The sequence below is a fragment of the Vibrio sp. 10N.222.49.C9 genome (assembly GCF_041474985.1).
Taxonomy (GTDB): Bacteria; Pseudomonadota; Gammaproteobacteria; order Enterobacterales; family Vibrionaceae; genus Vibrio; species Vibrio crassostreae_C.
Window position 1 is genome coordinate 70,034 of sequence record NZ_JBFRVD010000017.1, and the last position, 17,976, is coordinate 88,009.

Annotated in this window: 17 protein-coding genes and 1 pseudogene; 14 read left to right on the forward strand and 4 right to left on the reverse strand. The window is 42.7% G+C overall.

Features of this window, described 5'->3' with window-relative positions; all coding sequences use genetic code 11:
- Positions 1 to 6: 6 nt before the first annotated feature.
- The gene (locus tag AB4585_RS06335) at positions 7 to 294 is read right to left on the reverse strand and encodes a helix-turn-helix domain-containing protein (RefSeq protein WP_004734273.1); all 288 of its coding nucleotides are present in this window, start codon (positions 292 to 294) and stop codon (positions 7 to 9) included.
- Positions 295 to 499: 205 nt separating this feature from the next.
- Here AB4585_RS06335 and AB4585_RS06340 point away from each other — a divergent pair, with 205 nt between their 5' ends.
- The 4 genes from AB4585_RS06340 (at position 500) to AB4585_RS06355 (ending at position 3,020) form a co-directional block, all read left to right on the forward strand.
- Positions 500 to 847, forward strand: coding sequence for an ArsC family reductase (locus AB4585_RS06340; RefSeq protein WP_017060699.1), 348 nt, complete (start codon positions 500 to 502; stop codon positions 845 to 847).
- Between the two features lie 98 nt (positions 848 to 945).
- Positions 946 to 2,082, forward strand: a complete 1,137-nt coding sequence (gene dapE, locus AB4585_RS06345; RefSeq protein WP_017060700.1) for a succinyl-diaminopimelate desuccinylase — start codon at positions 946 to 948, stop codon at positions 2,080 to 2,082.
- 45 nt (positions 2,083 to 2,127) lie between these two features.
- Entirely contained in the window at positions 2,128 to 2,802 is a 675-nt protein-coding gene (locus tag AB4585_RS06350; RefSeq protein ID WP_017063385.1) for a M15 family metallopeptidase, read from the forward strand.
- An 8-nt stretch (positions 2,803 to 2,810) separates the two neighbouring features.
- The gene (locus AB4585_RS06355; RefSeq protein ID WP_019821638.1) at positions 2,811 to 3,020 is read left to right on the forward strand and encodes a DUF2897 family protein; all 210 of its coding nucleotides are present in this window, start codon (positions 2,811 to 2,813) and stop codon (positions 3,018 to 3,020) included.
- A 161-nt stretch (positions 3,021 to 3,181) separates the two neighbouring features.
- Here the strand turns inward: AB4585_RS06355 and bamC are convergent, their stop codons facing one another.
- Entirely contained in the window at positions 3,182 to 4,228 is a 1,047-nt protein-coding gene (bamC, locus tag AB4585_RS06360) for an outer membrane protein assembly factor BamC (RefSeq protein WP_017060703.1), read from the reverse strand.
- Positions 4,229 to 4,276: 48 nt separating this feature from the next.
- Positions 4,277 to 5,155 (reverse strand): 4-hydroxy-tetrahydrodipicolinate synthase, encoded by an 879-nt coding sequence (gene dapA, locus AB4585_RS06365; protein WP_017060704.1) that lies wholly within the window; start codon positions 5,153 to 5,155, stop codon positions 4,277 to 4,279.
- A gap of 379 nt (positions 5,156 to 5,534) precedes the next feature.
- Between dapA and AB4585_RS06370 the strand changes: the two genes are divergently transcribed.
- The 7 genes and pseudogenes from AB4585_RS06370 to bcp (AB4585_RS06400) all read left to right on the forward strand — a co-directional run bounded on the left by AB4585_RS06370 (position 5,535) and on the right by bcp (AB4585_RS06400) (position 13,530).
- Positions 5,535 to 6,077 (forward strand): glycine cleavage system protein R, encoded by a 543-nt coding sequence (locus tag AB4585_RS06370; RefSeq protein WP_017060705.1) that lies wholly within the window; start codon positions 5,535 to 5,537, stop codon positions 6,075 to 6,077.
- Positions 6,078 to 6,089: 12 nt separating this feature from the next.
- Positions 6,090 to 6,422, forward strand: a pseudogene (gene bcp / locus AB4585_RS06375) (thioredoxin-dependent thiol peroxidase); the annotation flags it as partial.
- A gap of 91 nt (positions 6,423 to 6,513) precedes the next feature.
- Positions 6,514 to 7,917, forward strand: coding sequence for a tyrosine-type recombinase/integrase (locus tag AB4585_RS06380; RefSeq protein ID WP_372169428.1), 1,404 nt, complete (start codon positions 6,514 to 6,516; stop codon positions 7,915 to 7,917).
- Positions 7,917 to 10,244: a hypothetical protein gene (locus tag AB4585_RS06385; RefSeq protein WP_372169429.1), complete on the forward strand. Its 2,328-nt coding sequence runs from the start codon at positions 7,917 to 7,919 to the stop codon at positions 10,242 to 10,244. Before AB4585_RS06380 ends, AB4585_RS06385 begins: the two co-directional genes overlap by 1 nt.
- A 14-nt stretch (positions 10,245 to 10,258) precedes the next feature.
- A complete protein-coding gene (locus tag AB4585_RS06390; protein ID WP_372169430.1) occupies positions 10,259 to 12,454 on the forward strand; it encodes a site-specific integrase in 2,196 nt (731 codons plus the stop codon).
- Positions 12,454 to 12,951, forward strand: a complete 498-nt coding sequence (locus AB4585_RS06395; RefSeq protein WP_372169431.1) for a bacterioferritin comigratory protein — start codon at positions 12,454 to 12,456, stop codon at positions 12,949 to 12,951. The genes AB4585_RS06390 and AB4585_RS06395 overlap by 1 nt, the downstream gene beginning before the upstream one ends.
- Before the next feature lie 114 nt (positions 12,952 to 13,065).
- Positions 13,066 to 13,530 (forward strand): thioredoxin-dependent thiol peroxidase, encoded by a 465-nt coding sequence (bcp, locus tag AB4585_RS06400; protein ID WP_102336672.1) that lies wholly within the window; start codon positions 13,066 to 13,068, stop codon positions 13,528 to 13,530.
- Between the two features lie 47 nt (positions 13,531 to 13,577).
- Here the strand turns inward: bcp (AB4585_RS06400) and AB4585_RS06405 are convergent, their stop codons facing one another.
- Positions 13,578 to 13,922 carry a helix-turn-helix domain-containing protein gene (locus AB4585_RS06405; RefSeq protein ID WP_016800146.1) on the reverse strand — a complete coding sequence of 115 codons (345 nt, stop codon included), beginning with the start codon at positions 13,920 to 13,922 and terminating at the stop codon, positions 13,578 to 13,580.
- Positions 13,923 to 14,025: 103 nt separating this feature from the next.
- Here AB4585_RS06405 and AB4585_RS06410 point away from each other — a divergent pair, with 103 nt between their 5' ends.
- From AB4585_RS06410 to AB4585_RS06420, 3 genes are all read left to right on the forward strand, one after another.
- Entirely contained in the window at positions 14,026 to 14,556 is a 531-nt protein-coding gene (locus tag AB4585_RS06410; protein WP_102306510.1) for a hypothetical protein, read from the forward strand.
- Complete coding sequence (locus AB4585_RS06415) at positions 14,550 to 15,929, forward strand: DEAD/DEAH box helicase (RefSeq protein ID WP_102311740.1); 1,380 nt, start codon at positions 14,550 to 14,552, stop codon at positions 15,927 to 15,929. The genes AB4585_RS06410 and AB4585_RS06415 overlap by 7 nt, the downstream gene beginning before the upstream one ends.
- A 1,050-nt stretch (positions 15,930 to 16,979) precedes the next feature.
- The gene (locus AB4585_RS06420) at positions 16,980 to 17,972 is read left to right on the forward strand and encodes a DNA-processing protein DprA (RefSeq protein WP_017086253.1); all 993 of its coding nucleotides are present in this window, start codon (positions 16,980 to 16,982) and stop codon (positions 17,970 to 17,972) included.
- Positions 17,973 to 17,976: the final 4 nt, after the last annotated feature.

The following is a 17,976-nucleotide window of genomic DNA, read 5'->3' on the forward strand; positions in this document are numbered from 1 at the left end:
GCTGGCTTATGCACTAAATCCAAGGCTTGTTGCTATATCGCCTTTACGCTGGATAACCCATTGACTGTCAAATGGCCCCCAGTCGGATAACTGGTAATAGCCATCATTATGACGTCGCCCATCTTGAACAAACATAAGTTCGATACCGATCCCCGGTAACGCCTTGAGTACATCTTGAATAGTACGACGAGGCCACCCCGTTTTTTCGATGAGTTTAGGCACATTTGGCCTATCAAGGCTTTCCACTAACAATGCTAAATATAGCCGCCTTGCAAAAACAGGACTCAACTCCATTGACACCTCCTATATATGTGCAGCTCAATTATTTCTTTTTTCGCTGACAACATGTTGAGGCTGATCAATAAGTCTCCAATAGTGACATTTTCTTACGCTTTTTTTTCACTCTATGAAATATTCATCACTCTATTTTGTCTGAGTTGCTGCTTCCTGATAGGATTCAACTCATAACAATGAAATAAAATCACTCAAAGGAAGAATAATGACTATCACCATGTTTGGTATCCCAAATTGCGACACCATTAAAAAAGCAAAGAAATGGCTCGAAGCTGAAGGTATCGAGTTCGAATTTCACGATTATCGCAAACAAGGCATCACAGAAGAGCTAGTAACAAGCTTCTGCTCTGAGCTAGGTTGGGAGCTTGTGCTAAACAAACGTGGTACGACTTATCGCCAACTTTCTCAAGAACAGAAAGACACCCTAACAGAAGAAAAAGCGGTGACTTTGCTAGTTGAACAACCTGCCATGATCAAGCGCCCAATCTTAAAAGTTGAAGGTAAGCTTCACATCGGATTTAAAGCCGACCAATACGCGGCTATTTTTGCTTAGATCGTTGTATTTACATAGACAGACAACTGGACGTTGATCATTGAATCAGCTTCTAAAAATTAATGACTAGACGTTTTATTTAAACAAGGAATTCAAGGATGACAGATAGCCCAACTTTGGCTCTGGCAAAAGACCTAATCAGCCGTCAATCGGTAACACCAGAAGATGCAGGCTGCCAAGACCTGATGATTGAACGCTTAAAAGCACTCGGTTTTGAAATCGAAGTGATGGTATTTGAAGATACGACCAACTTCTGGGCTCGTCGTGGTACTGAAGCACCTCTGTTTGCTTTTGCTGGTCACACTGATGTGGTACCTGCAGGCCCAATCGAACAGTGGAACACTAAGCCATTCGAACCGACTATCGTAGACGGTTTCCTACATGGCCGTGGCGCTGCTGATATGAAAGGCTCTCTGGCTTCAATGATTGTTGCCGTCGAGCAGTTCATTGCCAAACACCCAGACCACACAGGCTCAATTGGTTTCCTGATCACTTCAGATGAGGAAGGTCCTTTCATCAACGGTACTGTACGTGTTGTTGAAGCATTAATGGCGCGCGGTGAAAACATCGATATGTGTATCGTTGGTGAACCATCGAGCACTGAGTTCGTGGGTGATGTCGTGAAGAACGGCCGTCGTGGCTCTATCACTGGCGACCTAACGATTAAAGGCACACAAGGTCATGTTGCCTACCCTCACCTAGCAAACAACCCAGTACACAGCTCTCTGCTTGCTATTAATGAGCTAGCAACAACTGAGTGGGATAAAGGTAATGATTACTTCCCGCCAACCAGTTTCCAAATTCCAAATGTGAGTGCGGGTACTGGTGCTTCAAACGTGATCCCTGGTGAGTTTAATGTTCAGTTTAACCTACGCTTTAGTACAGAGTTAAGCAACGACATCATCGTTGAGCGCATCACAACGACACTCGACAAGTATGATTTCGAATACGACCTAAGATGGACATTCAATGGCGACCCGTTCTTAACAGACGCAGGTTCACTGCTTGATGCTATTGTCGATGCAGTAGGTCACGTCAATGATGTGAAACCAGCACTGCTAACGACTGGCGGTACATCTGATGGTCGCTTTATTGCACGTATGGGCGGACAAGTGGTTGAACTAGGTCCTGTTAACGCAACGATTCACAAGGTTAACGAATGCGTGAAAGTGGCGGATCTAGAGAAACTAACTGACATGTACGAAAGAACATTAGTGAACCTATTCGCTAAATAGTCTTTCATCAGCGATTCATAGCATCCAATTATTGAGAGACTCGTTATGACACCAGAGCAGCTTACCGGACAATCAGATTCTCATCTAGAGCCTAGCCTGATCGGCACCAAGACCTTCTTGGTCCACAGTGAGGTTAAGAATGACCTGAATAATTTGATTGAAGCTGCTCAGCTCGCTGGTTTTAAAATGGAGATTGCCAGTGGCTTTCGCGACTATGAAAGGCAATCTCTGATTTGGAACCGTAAGTTTTCTGGCGAAGCTCCGATATTAGATTCAGAAAGCCAACCTCTTGATGCTTCAAAACTGACCGAACAACAAAAGCTATCGGCTATCCTGAGATGGTCTGCGCTTCCCGGCGCGAGTCGTCATCATTGGGGTTGTGACTTCGATGTCTTTGCTCGTAACCACTTACCTGAAGGCATACATCTGCAATTAGAACCATGGGAATACCTTACTGGCCACCAGCAATCGTTTTACCAATGGCTATCAGTTCATGCTGCACAATTTGGTTTCTTCTTTCCTTACAGCCAAGATTTGGGTGGTGTGGCGATCGAACCATGGCATATCAGCCATCGCAAAGTATCGGAGTCGTGTTTATCACAGTTATCTCCGACTTTACTTGGCAAGCAACTCCAATCTAAGCCAGTATTAGGGTATGAGATTATTATGGAGCAGCTAGACGAGATCTATGCACGCTTCGTAGCGAATATCAGTCATTAGGAGCGCTTATGTTGGAGTGGCTTACAAACCCTTGGGTTATCATCATCATCGTAGTTAGCGTTGTTGTGGGTAACATCGCAGCGCTCAAACAGACAGCCAATATGGATCTGACGGGGCGTGGTAAAACTGAGCGAGATTTAGATAAGCTCAATCGCTTGGATAAACTTAACCAAGAGAAAGCTGAAAAAGAAGAATCCAAAGACAATAAAGACGCATAGCCTTTTGCTTTGGCTAATCAGCTTGATTGACCAATTTTGATTGACCAATGTAGCCTGATGACAACGAATACAATAAAAAAGAGGACACAGTGTGTCCTCTTTTTTATTTGCTTTTGCTAATCACAAGGCTGATTTAACTCAGCTTGTGACGGCTTGAATGACTACTCAGCTTTCGCTTCTTTGTCATCTTTGGTTTGGTCAGCAATATGCGCTAATACCGGAACCATAGACTTAAGCAGCTCTTCTTCTACTGGCTTACCTGATGCATCCGTTACGTTGATTGACGTACGGTTGCCAAGGTCACCAAATAGGAAGTTGTAAGTGCCTGGCGCTAAGTCGATAGGCTGTAGGCCAATTTCTTCCCAGAACTCATCATCTGGTGCTGCGTACTTCGCCTTCACCGTACCCTGAGATTGATTGCGTTCTTCAAGCTCAAAGCCCATTTCAGGCAACAAGTTAGGCAGACGCTGCCAGAATACATTGTATGGCGTACGAGCAATAATCACAGGGAAACCACTACGGTCAGCACCCATTGAAATTGGAATACGCTTCACCAACTCTTGCGCTTTCAGCGCCGCTTCAGCACGAAGGTTTTCATCGTACTTAGCCATAACTAGGTTGGTCAGGAACGCGTTGTAACGCTCTTTATTGGTTGCCGTTACTGTTTTCTCTTCAGTACCTTCACGCCAATCAATCAGATTAATCTTGAAGCCATGACGGTTGTTTGCTTGGAAGCGAGAGATAGAGTAACGACTACCAATCTCTACGTCTTCATCTTCAGAAACCCAAGTTACCCAATCGGTCTCAATCTCATTCTCTGATTGCTCACGAATACCAATACCACGTTGAGCCAGCATATCTACAGCCGTTTGCCACACGCGGTCTGCCTCTTCTGCGCGAAGAAGCCATAGTGTCACTTCACCGTTTTGACGCTCAGCACGAGCACCCGGGATCAGTTCAAGAACCTGTTGCGGTGGACGAATATCCACTTCACGACCAGTACCACCACTGAATTCACCGCTTGGGATGTCAAAATTTGGGTAGAACTGAGGCTGAGCATCTACAGGCAATTGCCATTGTGAAAACTCAGGTGTTTCTAAGTATTCGAAATCATCTTTGGCTTGGCGACGTTGAGTCGGGTTGCCAGAACATGCTGTAAGAACGAAAACAGCCAGTGACCCAATCACTAGCTGGTGAGAATACTTCATTTATACTCCTAAATGCCGAAGGTTCGCTTCGGCATCACTTCATACGTTTTAGTAAATGCACGCTTCAGTCATTGCTTGAGCAACAACAGGTTGAGCTGGCTCTGACAGTTCAGTCAGCGGTAGACGTAAGCCACCTTCAGCAATCAGACCCATTTTATGAACCGCCCATTTTACGGGAATAGGGTTAGACTCAACGAACAAATTCTTATGTAGAGGCATCAAACGCTCATTGATCGCTTCCGCTTCTTCAAACTTACCTTCTTTTGCTAGCTTGAACATGGTTGCCATATCAGCGGCTGCAACATTGTTCGTTACAGAGATCACGCCATCGCCACCACGCTTAACAAATTCTAGGCCTGTTAAGTCATCACCACTTAGTAAGATAAAGTCTTCGCCACAAAGTTCACGGTGAATTGCAATTCTGTCGAGATCACCCGTCGCATCTTTCAGTGCAACGATGTTTTCGATCTCAGCAAGACGAGCAACCGTTTCTGGCAACAAGTCTACCGCAGTACGACCTGGAACATTGTATAGAATTTGTGGAACGTCACTGACTTCAGCAATCGCTTTGTAGTGTTGGTACAAACCTTCTTGAGTCGGTTTGTTGTAGTAAGGCGTTACGCTCAGGCAACCAGCAATACCAGAACCATTCAACAAACGGCTGAATAGAACAGATTCATGAGTTGCATTTGCACCTGTACCAGCGATAACGGGAATACGACCATCAGCAAATTCAACGATCTTGTTGACGACTTTGACATGCTCTTCAATAGTGAGTGTTGAAGACTCACCTGTTGTGCCAACCGCAACCAGACCATCACTACCTGCAGCAATATGGTGCTCAACTAACTTTTTAAGGCTGTCGAAATCCACTTCACCATCTGTATTAAATGGCGTAACTAGCGCAACGATACTTCCTGAAAACATGTCTATCTCCCTTAATTTATTCTTTTTGCATGTTACTGTAAGCCAATCAATAAACACAAGACATTAAAGTGGCTTACCGGCAACATCTGCATTAAATATTGTCGTATGTTTGAGGTAAAACGACTTCTAACGGCGTTCTACCTAGAATTTGGGTAACCTGCACTCAATCTAGCGGATAGCACATCACTGGATGTCAGTAACAAGTAAGCTGTGCTCTCATCGCTCTATCTCATTTTTTAACGCGCTCGATATTCTTATCATTGGTTGCATGTTCGAAGCAAGGTCGCACATAAAAAGCCCCGCACGCACGCTTATTCCACGAGCTAACTGTGCTAACATGCATGAATCAATGGAATATAAAGTAAAGAGACGTGATTTTATGACTCAACATCTAGTAATCACAGCTGTGGGCACTGATCGCCCAGGTGTATGCAACCAAGTGGTTCATTTAGTCACCCAATCAGGCTGTAACATTATTGATAGCCGTATCGCCCTGTTTGGCGAAGAATTTACGCTTATCATGCTGCTGTCTGGAAAGGCAAACAACATTACCCGCGTTGAAACCACCTTGCCCTTGCTTGGACAAGAGCACGACTTGATTACGATTATGAAGCGAACCTCAACTCATGATGTTATTGAGAACTCTTACACAGTAGAGGTGTTCGTTGAGTCAGACGATAAAATCGGACTTACTGAGCAGTTTACCCAGTTCTTCGCAGACCGAAACATCGGCCTCGATTCGTTAAGTGCACGAACCATCAATAAATCTAAGGTTCAACTCGACAACGACCAATTCCATATCTCTATTACCGCTTCTGTGCAATCAGAATGTAATTTGATGCAGCTACAAGAAGAATTCGATTCGCTGTGTCAGAGCCTATCAGTCCAAGGCTCGCTCAACTTTATCAAAAACAGTCTTTAAAAAGGAAATGTCATGAATACGCTAACGGCTGGTGTTCCAGCACCTGCTTTTTCTCTTCCAGATCAAGATGGCAATATCGTATCTCTTGGTGACTTCAAAGGTAAAAAAGTACTTTTCTATTTTTACCCTAAAGCAATGACTCCAGGTTGTATTGTGCAAGCGGAAGGCCTGCGTGATATCAAAACACAGCTTGATGACCTAAACGTGGTTGTTCTAGGTGTGAGTGTTGACCCAGTAAAACGTCTACCAAACTTCGTTGAGAAGAAATCTCTAAACTTCACCCTGCTATCTGATGAAGACCACAGCGTTGCTGAACAGTTTGGCGTTTGGGGCGAGAAAAAATTCACCCTTAGAAATTTCTCATGACGGAAAACCTTGATGTTTTTTTATGACAAATCTATCTTTGATATGTGGGTAACATATCGAGGAAAGTTTTGTGATAGAAACGCATGAAGAAAAATGTTCCGATGTTTATGATGACTACCGACTGCTTTCTGTCGAGGTCGATACATTAGCAAAGCTGACAATTTCAGAGAGTACCGATACTGAATCTGGAGAGGTGACGTACTCTCCCTGCCTTTCTCCTTCCAATCTGAAATCTCGTCTAAAGAAAACCGATATCATCATTACCCCTGGTGGGACGGTTGTTTATCCGCAATCTCTATATCTAGTGTCTAAATTGCGTGGTGAAGCAGCAGTCAAAGATACAGGATCAATTGCTAAAGGCTTATTGGCTTATACTCGTTACTTAGATTCAACTCACCACTACCAAACTGATCAATATGGTGTGGAGATTCCACGTGAATACCTAACATATAAAACCCTCTCAAAGTATGAAGAAGAAGGGGCTCCTTGGCGATTTTCTGAGTTTCTGCTTGCAAACTGCAATAATATTGAAGGTGCTAATGGCGATGAAGCTTTTAGTTTATCTACCGCTAGAAGTTATATGAGTGCCGTGATTGGGTTCTATAAATGGATGCAAAAATACGGCTACATCAAAAATGACGATCATAATGTTGTTACCCACTACACAACTGGAACAGTGCATCAAGAGTTAGACCAACACGATATGTTGGCTCACACAAAACCCAGCTCTAAACGTACTTATGAAACATCCAATATCATGAAGATGTTTCCTAAAAAAGAAAACACACCCGCCCATAAAAAGCTCAAGCCCATGCCCTCTGAGCACAAGACTTTATTTAATGAACATGTCAATTCGCTCCCAAGGTCGACTGAATTAATCTTCCGACTATGTGTTGAGGCTGGGCTAAGAATTGATGAAGCAATTCACTTCCCCGCTCACAACATAGGAAAGGCTGACTACAGTGATTTAGATGCAGTACCAATCAAAATTACTCGCACAAAATTCAGTAAGCCTCGCACCGTAGAAGTTCCCATAGAGCTGTACGAAGAGCTAGAGATATACAAAGAAAGTAACGCACGACTTACGAACCTAAGCAAACGCAATGAACTTGTTCAGGCAGGTGAGATTTTAGATGCCGTAGATTACCTATTTATTTCAAATAAAGGGACGCCATATTCCGGTAATACTTTAGAAACGCACTTTTCAAACCTTCGAAAACAGATACGCAAACTCGACTCTTCTTGGTATTACCGTATTCATGATTTACGTTCTACCTTTTCAACTCATTGGCTTTGGCAGGAATCACAAGAGCGTACTGTTAGCTATGACTTCCTTATGGATGAATTGGCTGATTTAATGGGACACGCAAGCACGTCAACCACTGAAAAATACATTAAATTCATGAATAAATTGGACGACCAAATCAACATGGCAAAAGCGAAAAACCGCAAAATAAACGGAGGTTGGGCATAATGGCGAAAAGTAAAATTGCAAGACAGTCCAAATCCGTTAAGCGTGTACGCAACAGTCAAAATGTTATTCCTTTGAATTTTGAGATTCCCTATAAAGGCTCTAAATCAACAAAGGTAGAGCAGTTCGATGTATCTCACCTATTGTATTTTGGGACTAACAAAGAAAACGAAAAAATAGGCAGCCGAACCGAATTTATCAGAAATTTTTGCAAAAAAACTCAGCAATATGTCAACAATGGCAAGTCAGCACGAACCGTCACAACATGCTACGAGAACTTCCGCGCCTACCTCGTTTTTTGTGATGCGCTGAATGTTGACCCATTCACCGAAAGTGGTTATTTGAAGTATGCAGGCAACGATGGTGAGTTAAGACATCGTATCAAGATGCTTAACCCTTCAAAACGCCTATGGGAATACACTCATGGGGATGAGTTAGGCATTAAAGAATCGAGTGTTGTAGGACTACTTTCATCCCTTCGCACTGCGCTTGAATGGTGCGGCTTACCTGTTTCCGATTGGGCTAGGAATCACCGAGCGTTTGGAGGAGAACAAACGCCGTTCAAAGGGTACTCAGATGAGGAAGAAAAGCTTCTGGTCACACGATTAGAGGCATTATTTTTCACTCTTGCGCCACAGCTCATTGCCGCTAAAGAAAACAATACCCCTCTACCAGAAACCATGCCTTTTATCATAAGCCTTGGCTTGCATGAGGAAACAATCCAAATCCCGACATCATTGGAAGCACGAGCTGGGATACCAAGCAAAAGGGGCATTGCTGTAAATGCTGGCGCGGCCTTTAACCTTACGATGGGTGCCGCCTATCACTTAATGTGCTTTTTTACCTCACTGAACGACAGCAACATTCGACAAACCGCCCACCCAATTGACGTTAAAACAGGAGAGCGAGATAAGAGTCTGCAAGTAGTCAAGATTTCAAGCTATAAGCCTCGCTCCAGTAGTGGTGTCGATGCTCTGTTGGTGGGTGAGCCGTTTGACGTTGATAAACGCGATGGCGTGAAGTTCATAAAGTTATTAGAGCGCTTGTCCAAGCTCTACGGCAGTGGTGAAGATGGTTCTGAGTTAATTTTTACCCTTAATAATCACGATGTAGCCGATGATCATTTTAATTTGGGAGAACTAAATAAACATCTCGTTAGCCAACTGCACCTGCTATCGCCCTATCGGGCTGGTAGCCTACCTTGGTTTAAAGAGCTGTTTTACGCCTACCGAAATCACCAAGCCATCACGTTAAAGAAGGTCGTGAATAATTTAGGTCGCACGGTTGCTTATAAAGAAATACAAACGCTCTCCAAAGCCAAAGCAACACAAGGGGCGACCAACAGTGCCTACTGCATTTTATCTTGTTACACAGACCTGCCGCTTAAAGGAATTTCACTTCCGCTCACCTACTCCGAAAGTGATAACGATGGCAATGTTGTCGTTTCTTTTTACTATAGAAATGGTGAAATGGGATGCTTCAAAGCCCCTGCTTCTGATTTAACACTTATCAAAGATATAGAGCTATATGCAAAAGAAAAAGCAGACAAACAGCCTAAAAAATACGAACGGCTGCTTTTAGCTAGAACTAAATCTGATGTTCCTTCTGGTTGGGAAGGCATTAGCCCTATTTCAGCAAGCCTCATTAAGAAATGGTCTGTTGAATCCAACCATTACTATCTCTCTCTTTCATCAAGTCGCTGGCGAGAAATGAACAGCAATCAAACCTTTGCCGAAGGAGGCATTCAAGCCGTTCAAAGCTTGCTCCAAAACAAGCGAGAAACAATAGAGAGAAGTTACATAAACGGGCTTCCATCACTTAATAAAGTCATTCTATCTCAAGGTGTCGAAGTCATCGAAAATCTCTTTGACAATAATTTAGAGCAAGCAAAAGACACTGTGGCTAAAAGGCGCGGTATTCCGATGCTGACATACGAGGAAGGTGAGAAAAAGCGTACAACTAACCCCAACGGAATAGCTTGCGATGGGAAACAAGTCATGATTGATGGTAAGAATACACAGCGTGAAACGAACTATGCGCTAGGCGTAAACTTACCTTGCGCCGAGTTTGATATGTGCCACAAGTGCCAATCTGCCAAAGCGGTAGATGAAATTGATGCTATATATAAGCTTATTTCATACATCGATGTTTTTAAGGAAGGGCTTGATATGTTCCCTGATTCAAAAGGGGATGCTCTAGAAAAAATCGAAGCGTTTGAGTGTACGCTGGATGGGGCAAGTGATGATGTATTCGATGAAGCCATGAAAAAATTCAATACCCAAGGTCGCCATCCAAGAGTGTCCATCGACCATGCAATTCTATCTATGTAGTTACGGAAGCTCACATGATAAAACTCTCTGACCTAGAACACCAAAACAAGCTTCTTAAAGCACAACAAAACGTTGGCGCTCATACAAATTACTTAATAGATGTCTTAAAGCCAGCGATTGAGCGCGGCGATTGGGATGAACTCGAAGCTCTTGATATAGGCTTTACGGTGACAGGTGAATCGCTAGGCAAAATTGCCGATGATGAGGCATGGAGAAACTTGCAGTATCATATTGACCCGCAAGCAAACACACCCCGAACCCTAGAGTTTACCAACGATGGTAGAGTGATTGAGCGCAACCTAAAAAATGAGCTTATAGTGCTCATCCTTAAAATGATGTGGCTTTCACCTCGTGACCATTCTTTTGATACTCTTTATTATGCGCTAACTGACCTTAAGAAAGTCATCAACCCAATTTTAAATGCAGGACTTAACACTCTATCAGTGCTTAACTTTGACCGACTCGAAACTTGGGTGTTAACAGGCTGTACCGATATCGACTTTGAAAGAGGGAAAATTTACAGCGGGTTAAATCGCCTTTATGTAGAAGCCAAAGGCTTGCCATTTGAGGTTAACCTTAATAAAAAACTTAACGCGTCAGATTTTGGCTTAGCCCTTAAAGAACCTAAACAACATACCGTCATTCCACAAAGGCTCTACTATATGGGGCTTCAAAAGTCGGAAGAGGTGATTAATGAAGCTTACGCTCTTCGTCATGAACTAGGGAAACTGGCAGATTACATTACCACCTACACTGACAAAGCCTATGTAGGTTATGCTAAGTATCTGGTCAGTGGTGACGCTAGAAAAGAAAACGGCAGTATCAACTGGTATTTAGGTAAGACGGGTAAAGAAAATAAGAAGCGCACCATTGCTTTTCAACAAGCCTTCACAGTAATTCACGCCCCAAATGAAGAAAAGACTCTGACTCTCATAAACCTTCACAAACCAGAGATAGTTAGCGCTCATTTAGATAAATTCCATTCAGAACGCAAACTAACGATTGGGCAATGGACAATCACCAATCTAACAGAGGCTCAAATGCTTTTTAAAAAGCTCAACGGTGGCTGCCTATGGGGGTTAATGACTCGAACAGGAATGAGAGGCGATGAAATGTATAATCTGAACACCGCTCAGGGCTGCTCCGAAGATATCATTGACCGCCAGAGTATATACGTTATCCATGCCAACCTTTCAAAGACAGCAAAAGGCTCTCAATCAATACAAGATGAGTTTGTCACCACTGAGATTGGTATGAAAGCTTATGAAGTCCTTCAAGCGCTGCATACGCCACTTAGAAAGAGACACCCCAACTCACAATCCTTCTTCCATAAAACAAGAGGGGATTTCAGTAAATTAGGCATATCCTCAATACGGAAACACTCTACAACTTGGTTCAAAAACGCAATGGGTGAAAAGCTTGTGCTAACCAATGAAGATTTAATTGACTTAAAAGTATCTGATCCCAATTTATCGTTTGAAGTGGGTAAGAATTACGAGTTTACGCCACATCAACTTCGCCGCTCTTTTGCTTACTACTTAATTAGTTACGAGCTTTGTCATTTCCCACAACTCAAACAGCAATTTAGTCATGTGTCTATGGCAATGACACGGCATTACGCTAAAAATGCCAGTAAGTTTCAAAAAATCAGGCAAAAGAAAAAGACACTTGCGAACGAAATTGATGAAGAACGAATCGACCAAAAAGCCCGTGTCTATTTAAGTATCTATGAGAAATTGGCAAACAAGGAGAGAGTTGCAGGCGGCAAGGGCAAAGAGTTTGCTAAGAACATGATGAAAAAAAAACGCAACCTATTCAAGGATAGGATTGATAACGATATGTTGTCTCTCAACTATTGGAAAAAGCAAATTCGAACCCAAAGTCGCCATATTCATGCTGTTGCCCCTGGAGTGTATTGCACTTCAACTACCTGTAGTCTACGAACGCTAGTTAACCTAATGGAATGTGTAGACTGTAAGAATGACTATATCGTTGATGCTGTATTTGCCGAAGCTAAACGTAAAGAAGCGGAAATTCATATGCTTTATGATATTGAAAACAATGAACTCACTCCTCAAACCGCCTCTGAATCTTACATGAAAGTTCTAGCTGCTGAACGTATTATGGACGATTTAGGTCTCGACTATGAGCCTGTCGTTTTTCAAGATGAAGTTAAAAGTCTACTTATCCCATGCGGAGTTGTTTATTAATGTCACAGATAACTAAAAATAAGCTAATCAAAGCATTGGAAAGACTTTTGAATGGTGATATATCGAAATTAACATCGAGAGAATTGCGCAGTAAAGCACGGAAGGGCAAGCTCAAAATCAACAACAGTAATGTCGAAAAAGAAGCGGGACTTTCCGCTGGTTCACTCAGAAGGCATGATGACGTTGTTCTGATAATAAAAAATAAGTCATTGGAAGTACAAGTTGCTCAAGATGAAGCAAGTGACTCCCCCATTGAAGTTCTTCAAAAAGAAATAAAGTTACTCAAAGGTGAAAGAGCTCTAGCGAATAAAAAGAAAAAAGAATATTACGACGAAGCAAAAAGCCACAAAGAAGCATTAGCTACCCAAGCAGCTAATCACATCAAAATGATTCAAGAACTAATGGAGATGCTTCCTGCTTCAGAGCGTGAGAAAGCCATGGATAAAGTCGTTAACACTAGGCCCGATAACATCGTTGAAGGCAACTTCAGAAGGTAACTAAACCTAGTTTAGAGTTACCACTAGACAACACCACCAAGCATAGATAAAACTACACACTGAAATAATAACAAAGCTCGATTCAGAGTAAATTAAAGAAAGTAAGGATAACCCATGGCTATCGAAGCAGGACAAATCGCTCCAGATTTCACATTAAACGACCAAGACAACAACCCAGTAACCCTCTCTGAGCTGAAAGGAAAAAAAGTACTACTTTATTTCTACCCACGCGCTTCAACACCTGGCTGTACGGTTCAAGCTCAAGGACTTCGAGACACGAAAGCTGAACTAGATGCCCACAACGTTGTTGTACTTGGTTTAAGTCCAGACACCCCGAAAAAGCTGACCAACTTTATCAACAAGCAAGATCTGAACTTCACTCTACTAGCCGATGAAGAGCACGAAGTTTGTGAGAAGTATGGTGTTTGGCAACTTAAGAAGTTCATGGGCCGTGAGAATATGGGCGTGGTTCGTACAAGCTTCCTTATCGATGAATCTGGGAACCTTGAGCATGTATTTAATAAGTTCAAGACTAAAGACCATCATGAAGTCGTTCTAGACTACCTTAACAGCAAATAGTATTTAAAAGACAAATAGAGCCAGTGCCCTTTCGCTGGCTCGCGTAGCTAGTCCCCTTTAGGACAACTATTTTGAAATGACTCTTCAATAAGCCGCACTGTGACCTCAAGAACCTTCTGCTTATCCGTTTCAGAGAGCTTATTTAGATTCACAGCTAACTCCGCAGAAATCTCATCTTCACAAAAGAAGTAACTCAAAGGCACACCAAGCTCATCTGCAATTGACTTTAACGTACTGATATCTGGTGTATGTTTCCCCTTTTCGTATTGATTCATTCTCGGGCTTGCGGAGCTTTCATCCATACCTATACGCACCCCCAAAGCTTTTTGGGAGAGTTTCGCTTTTTTGCGTGCTTCTTTAAGACGCTCAGGGATTGGGTTAGTAAATGACACTTATAGTTCATGTCTCTGATCTCAAGGTAACTAAGATTTTCTTAGTTTTACTGATTTCTGTATACTAAGCAATCCTTAGTTTTTGGTTGGTGTAATTTTGGAAATGAAACGGGCTCGAAGAATTAGTGCGGTCATGCACAAGTTATTGATAGAAAATGGGTTAGATGGATTCACCGTGCTAGAAGCGAGAGATTTGTGGCTATCCCTTGATAATGTGGACTCCAATTCTGCCGAAGCTCGCAAAAAGGTGTACCGAGCAATTTTTCACTTTGAAAAGAAAAGTTGGTTGCGAAGTGAGGGCTCAGGCCGGAAAAAACGTTACTTTCAAACGCCACAATTTAAAGAGTTACATAACAATGTAATAGCGAATAACCAAGCGGATATAAAGCCTAAAGTACCCATTCAAAACTATTCCATTTTAAGCAATGAACGTAACGAATATAAGGGCGAATTGGAAATAATACTTGGGGAGATTGACGAGTATCAGTCGATCGTATCTCGATTTCCTGAGCTAGAGAATAAACTGGCCCCTTTGCATCAAGAGGCTAAAGAGCGCGCCGCTTTATTGCTCGGTAAAGTGAACGTTTTAACAAAGGTTCTTAATACTCTCTATGAAGGAAATGAACCGTGTTAAGGAAGTGGCAAAGTGAATGCTCTGACAGAGCGTTGGAAAAATATCAATCCAACTACTCCCATTTCTTTTGCCAAGCTACACCTGGAGCAGGTAAGACAGTACTTGCCGCTAATATTGCGTCAAGGTTGTTACAAAGTGACATGGTAGATCTTGTATTGTGCTTCTCACCATCGTTGACGGTTTCTGATGGTATAAAAAGAACCTTTTCGTCGATACTTAAGTGTACGTTTAATGGCGGCATGGGATCTGTCGGGCAATCTTTAACATACCAATCTATCCAATTCCTCAATGACGAATTTTGGCAAACATTGCGGAATCACAGGGTCTTTGTTGTCTTTGATGAAATACACCATTGCTCTGGCTCTGAGGTTGAAAATGCGAACATTTGGGGGCAGCAAGTTCTCACTAAGATTCAAGGGCTTGCTACTTTTACCCTCGCACTTTCAGGTACACCGTGGCGTTCAGATTCTTTACCCATTGTGATGGGTGAGTACAGCGACCCAGACGGACAGCTTCTTGTCGATTACCAATACACTCTTAAACAAGCTATAGCTGATGGTGTTTGTAGAAGGCCTAAAATCGTCTTGGTTGATAATGAAGACTTGTCTGTTAGTAGTCGCGAAAAAGTCGAATCCTTTTCATCAATATTAGAGATGCTTAAACAGACAAAATCATCCTACCAGAGTGTTATTCACAACCAAGAGGCGATGGAATATCTACTCGGTTTAGGATGTGAGCGGTTAGAAAAAGTACGTATCAGATCCCCTAATGCCGGTGGACTGATTGTTGCAGCGTCGGTTCAACATGCGCAAACAATCAAAGAGATACTATCTCAAAAGTTTGGGCAAACCGTTTCTATCGTCACTTATCGACATGAAGAACCGCTAGCAGAAATAGAGCGTTATCGACAAAGCGACGCACAATGGATTGTTAGTGTAGGTATGATCAGTGAGGGTACTGATATTCCGCGCCTTCAAGTATGTTGCCATATGAGTTCGGTCAAAACGGAATTGTATTTCAGGCAGGTGCTCGGACGAATACTTCGTGTGAATAATACAATAAACCAACAAGCGTGGTTATTCACTTTTGCTGAACAAAGTCTGATTGAGTTTTCTGAAAGGGTTGAACAGGATATTCCTGAGTCTCGTCTCTATGTAAGTATGGGGAAACCTATCGAAACAGAGTTCTCTGGTCGAGGAAATAGCTTAAGTGTCGCGCTTCCGCTTGAGTCCCCAAAAGGCGGGAGAACAACAGTATCTTGGGAAAGCAGTATAGACAGTTCAAATAGTCTCTATGGAACACTAGGGACGTTTGATGAGCTTCGACTTGGGGCATTTAAGCAGAGAGTGATCTCGGCTTTCTCTTCTATGTAGTTGAAAAAAACATAGGCTACAATTTCACTAAAGGCACACTGGGGAGGCCGGAATGAATTACTTTGCAGAGGACCCCTTCTAGGTAATGCAAACCTGGAGGGTAAATGAAAAGGCTAAAACAGCAGTACCGGAACCGTATAAAATACCAGTGCCAATATCTTTGGGATCTTTATCCAAGCGTTCGCAGTGGAACTCATAAGCACTTTTCTACCAAGCAGGAGAAGAGCTATTACTTTCTTCACAAGGTTGAGTGTAGAGGTTACCCAGTTAAGCTGCGCGCTGCACGAGGAAGAGCATTAGCTAACCCATGGGACGACTACCCGTCGTATGTGTATGGCCTAGCAAAAAGTTGGAAGCATAACTCGAAGCGCCAAAAACAATACTACCGATAACCTATCAAAGCTCTCTATTCTGGAGAGCTTTTTTATACGCCCCCTCTCAGTCGAAGGATAACTTATCAGTAAATCCATAATAAATTAATCTTAAGTCGTTGATTAAAATATAATATCTTACTCTTTGCGCTGGTACTTCTTAAGTGGCCACTCACATCGCAAGTTGCGATGCGCAGGTTGCGATGTGAAGTTAAAACCACCCGGAATCTTACTTTCTGTAAGAAGGGTTACACGTGCTTCTAATTAACACACTAGAGGGCAGCTCATTGTGTTGACGGCGCTAGGAAACACACTTTTGCCCCAAGACGTGTTTACTCTGGTAACAGTTTAGGCGTGAATGAGGAGGATACTCTAACGTTAAGACAGCGCCTATTCCCGGCAACAAATCACCACCTCACCCTACTTATCACTTAAGCCAAACCCAGCTACTCACCCGCACTCATGTCGAACTAATACATCACGTACACGAAACGCCTACCTGTAAAACTCTTTATCTAGAACAAAATGTTCATGCTTTTGTCGGTTGGCCACTTGCTATATGCAATATAAATCAGGAAGATGGAAGCAATAAGATCGATTTGTCTTCGGCATTCAATCCAGCTTTAAACCCACCGCTCTCAGTACGAAAATCGGGCGCAGCTATAGCAAGGTATTTGAAATGGAAAATGAGCAAGATTACTGGAAAGCTGAAACCGTTGCGTTTCTAGCATTACAGTCTATACACGGCATCGGCTTTAGAACCTTGTATAAAATCGCGGCTCAAAAAATCAGCTTTAGAAAACTGATTAAAACAGACGACGTTGAGCACTTCGAAAAGATGCTTCACAAGAAGCTAGATGACTCTATTAAAGAGTCAGACGAATCGTGGATGCAGTTCAAGCTTGACTTGTGGAATAAGGGGCTTGAGCTTGCGCGTGATTACACCAAAAAGAACGTTCGTATTTTCTTCCATGACCAAGACACCTTTCCGCAGCAGTTGAAGAACACACCTGAGCCGCCGATGTGGTTATTCGTTGAGGGTAACTACCGAACGCTTCACCAGCCGTCTATTGCGATAGTTGGCAGTAGAAAATCTACCGAAGACGGACTCTGGCTAACGAAATATATTGTTTCAGCTATGGCTAATCAAGGACTTGCATCAGTAAGTGGCCTTGCTGACGGTATTGACCAGAAAGCTCACGTTGAATCAATGCGTTTTGGTGTGCCGACGATTGCTGTTCTCGGTACTGGTATTGATAGCAACTACCCGCGTGGTTCTGAACACTTACGAGCTGAAATAGTGGCTAATGGTGGTGCGATTATTACTGAGTATTTGATAGGTCAAAGCTACAGCGCACATAACTTTGTGCGCCGCAATCGCATTCAAGCAAGCCTTGCTCAAGTTACAGTGCCCGTCGAGTGGAAGATTAAGAGTGGTACGGCTCATACAGTGAACTTCACAAAAGACTACGGTCGATTCCTAGTAATGCCATATCTCTATCAATCAGATTTAGAAAATGCAGAAATAAAAGCGGTCAGTGCATATAAACGCGGACAAGTATTCAGCGTCCCTGACCAATCCAGTGATTTAATCGAGTTTTTAAAACAACCTGAAGAAAGCGAACCGTCACCAGCACAAGGCGAACAAGGTCAACTTTCAATGGATTTGTAAGGAG

Excerpts from the sequence above, each read along its gene's own strand:
- AB4585_RS06335 (WP_004734273.1), bottom strand. The coding sequence starts at position 294 with ATGGAGTTGAGTCCTGTTTTTGCAAGGCGGCTATATTTAGCATTGTTA.
- AB4585_RS06340 (WP_017060699.1), top strand. The coding sequence starts at position 500 with ATGACTATCACCATGTTTGGTATCCCAAATTGCGACACCATTAAAAAA.
- dapE (WP_017060700.1), top strand. The coding sequence starts at position 946 with ATGACAGATAGCCCAACTTTGGCTCTGGCAAAAGACCTAATCAGCCGT.
- AB4585_RS06350 (WP_017063385.1), top strand. The coding sequence starts at position 2,128 with ATGACACCAGAGCAGCTTACCGGACAATCAGATTCTCATCTAGAGCCT.
- AB4585_RS06355 (WP_019821638.1), top strand. The coding sequence starts at position 2,811 with ATGTTGGAGTGGCTTACAAACCCTTGGGTTATCATCATCATCGTAGTT.
- bamC (WP_017060703.1), bottom strand. The coding sequence starts at position 4,228 with ATGAAGTATTCTCACCAGCTAGTGATTGGGTCACTGGCTGTTTTCGTT.
- dapA (WP_017060704.1), bottom strand. The coding sequence starts at position 5,155 with ATGTTTTCAGGAAGTATCGTTGCGCTAGTTACGCCATTTAATACAGAT.
- AB4585_RS06370 (WP_017060705.1), top strand. The coding sequence starts at position 5,535 with ATGACTCAACATCTAGTAATCACAGCTGTGGGCACTGATCGCCCAGGT.
- AB4585_RS06385 (WP_372169429.1), top strand. The coding sequence starts at position 7,917 with ATGGCGAAAAGTAAAATTGCAAGACAGTCCAAATCCGTTAAGCGTGTA.
- AB4585_RS06390 (WP_372169430.1), top strand. The coding sequence starts at position 10,259 with ATGATAAAACTCTCTGACCTAGAACACCAAAACAAGCTTCTTAAAGCA.
- AB4585_RS06395 (WP_372169431.1), top strand. The coding sequence starts at position 12,454 with ATGTCACAGATAACTAAAAATAAGCTAATCAAAGCATTGGAAAGACTT.
- bcp (WP_102336672.1), top strand. The coding sequence starts at position 13,066 with ATGGCTATCGAAGCAGGACAAATCGCTCCAGATTTCACATTAAACGAC.
- AB4585_RS06410 (WP_102306510.1), top strand. The coding sequence starts at position 14,026 with ATGAAACGGGCTCGAAGAATTAGTGCGGTCATGCACAAGTTATTGATA.
- AB4585_RS06420 (WP_017086253.1), top strand. The coding sequence starts at position 16,980 with ATGGAAAATGAGCAAGATTACTGGAAAGCTGAAACCGTTGCGTTTCTA.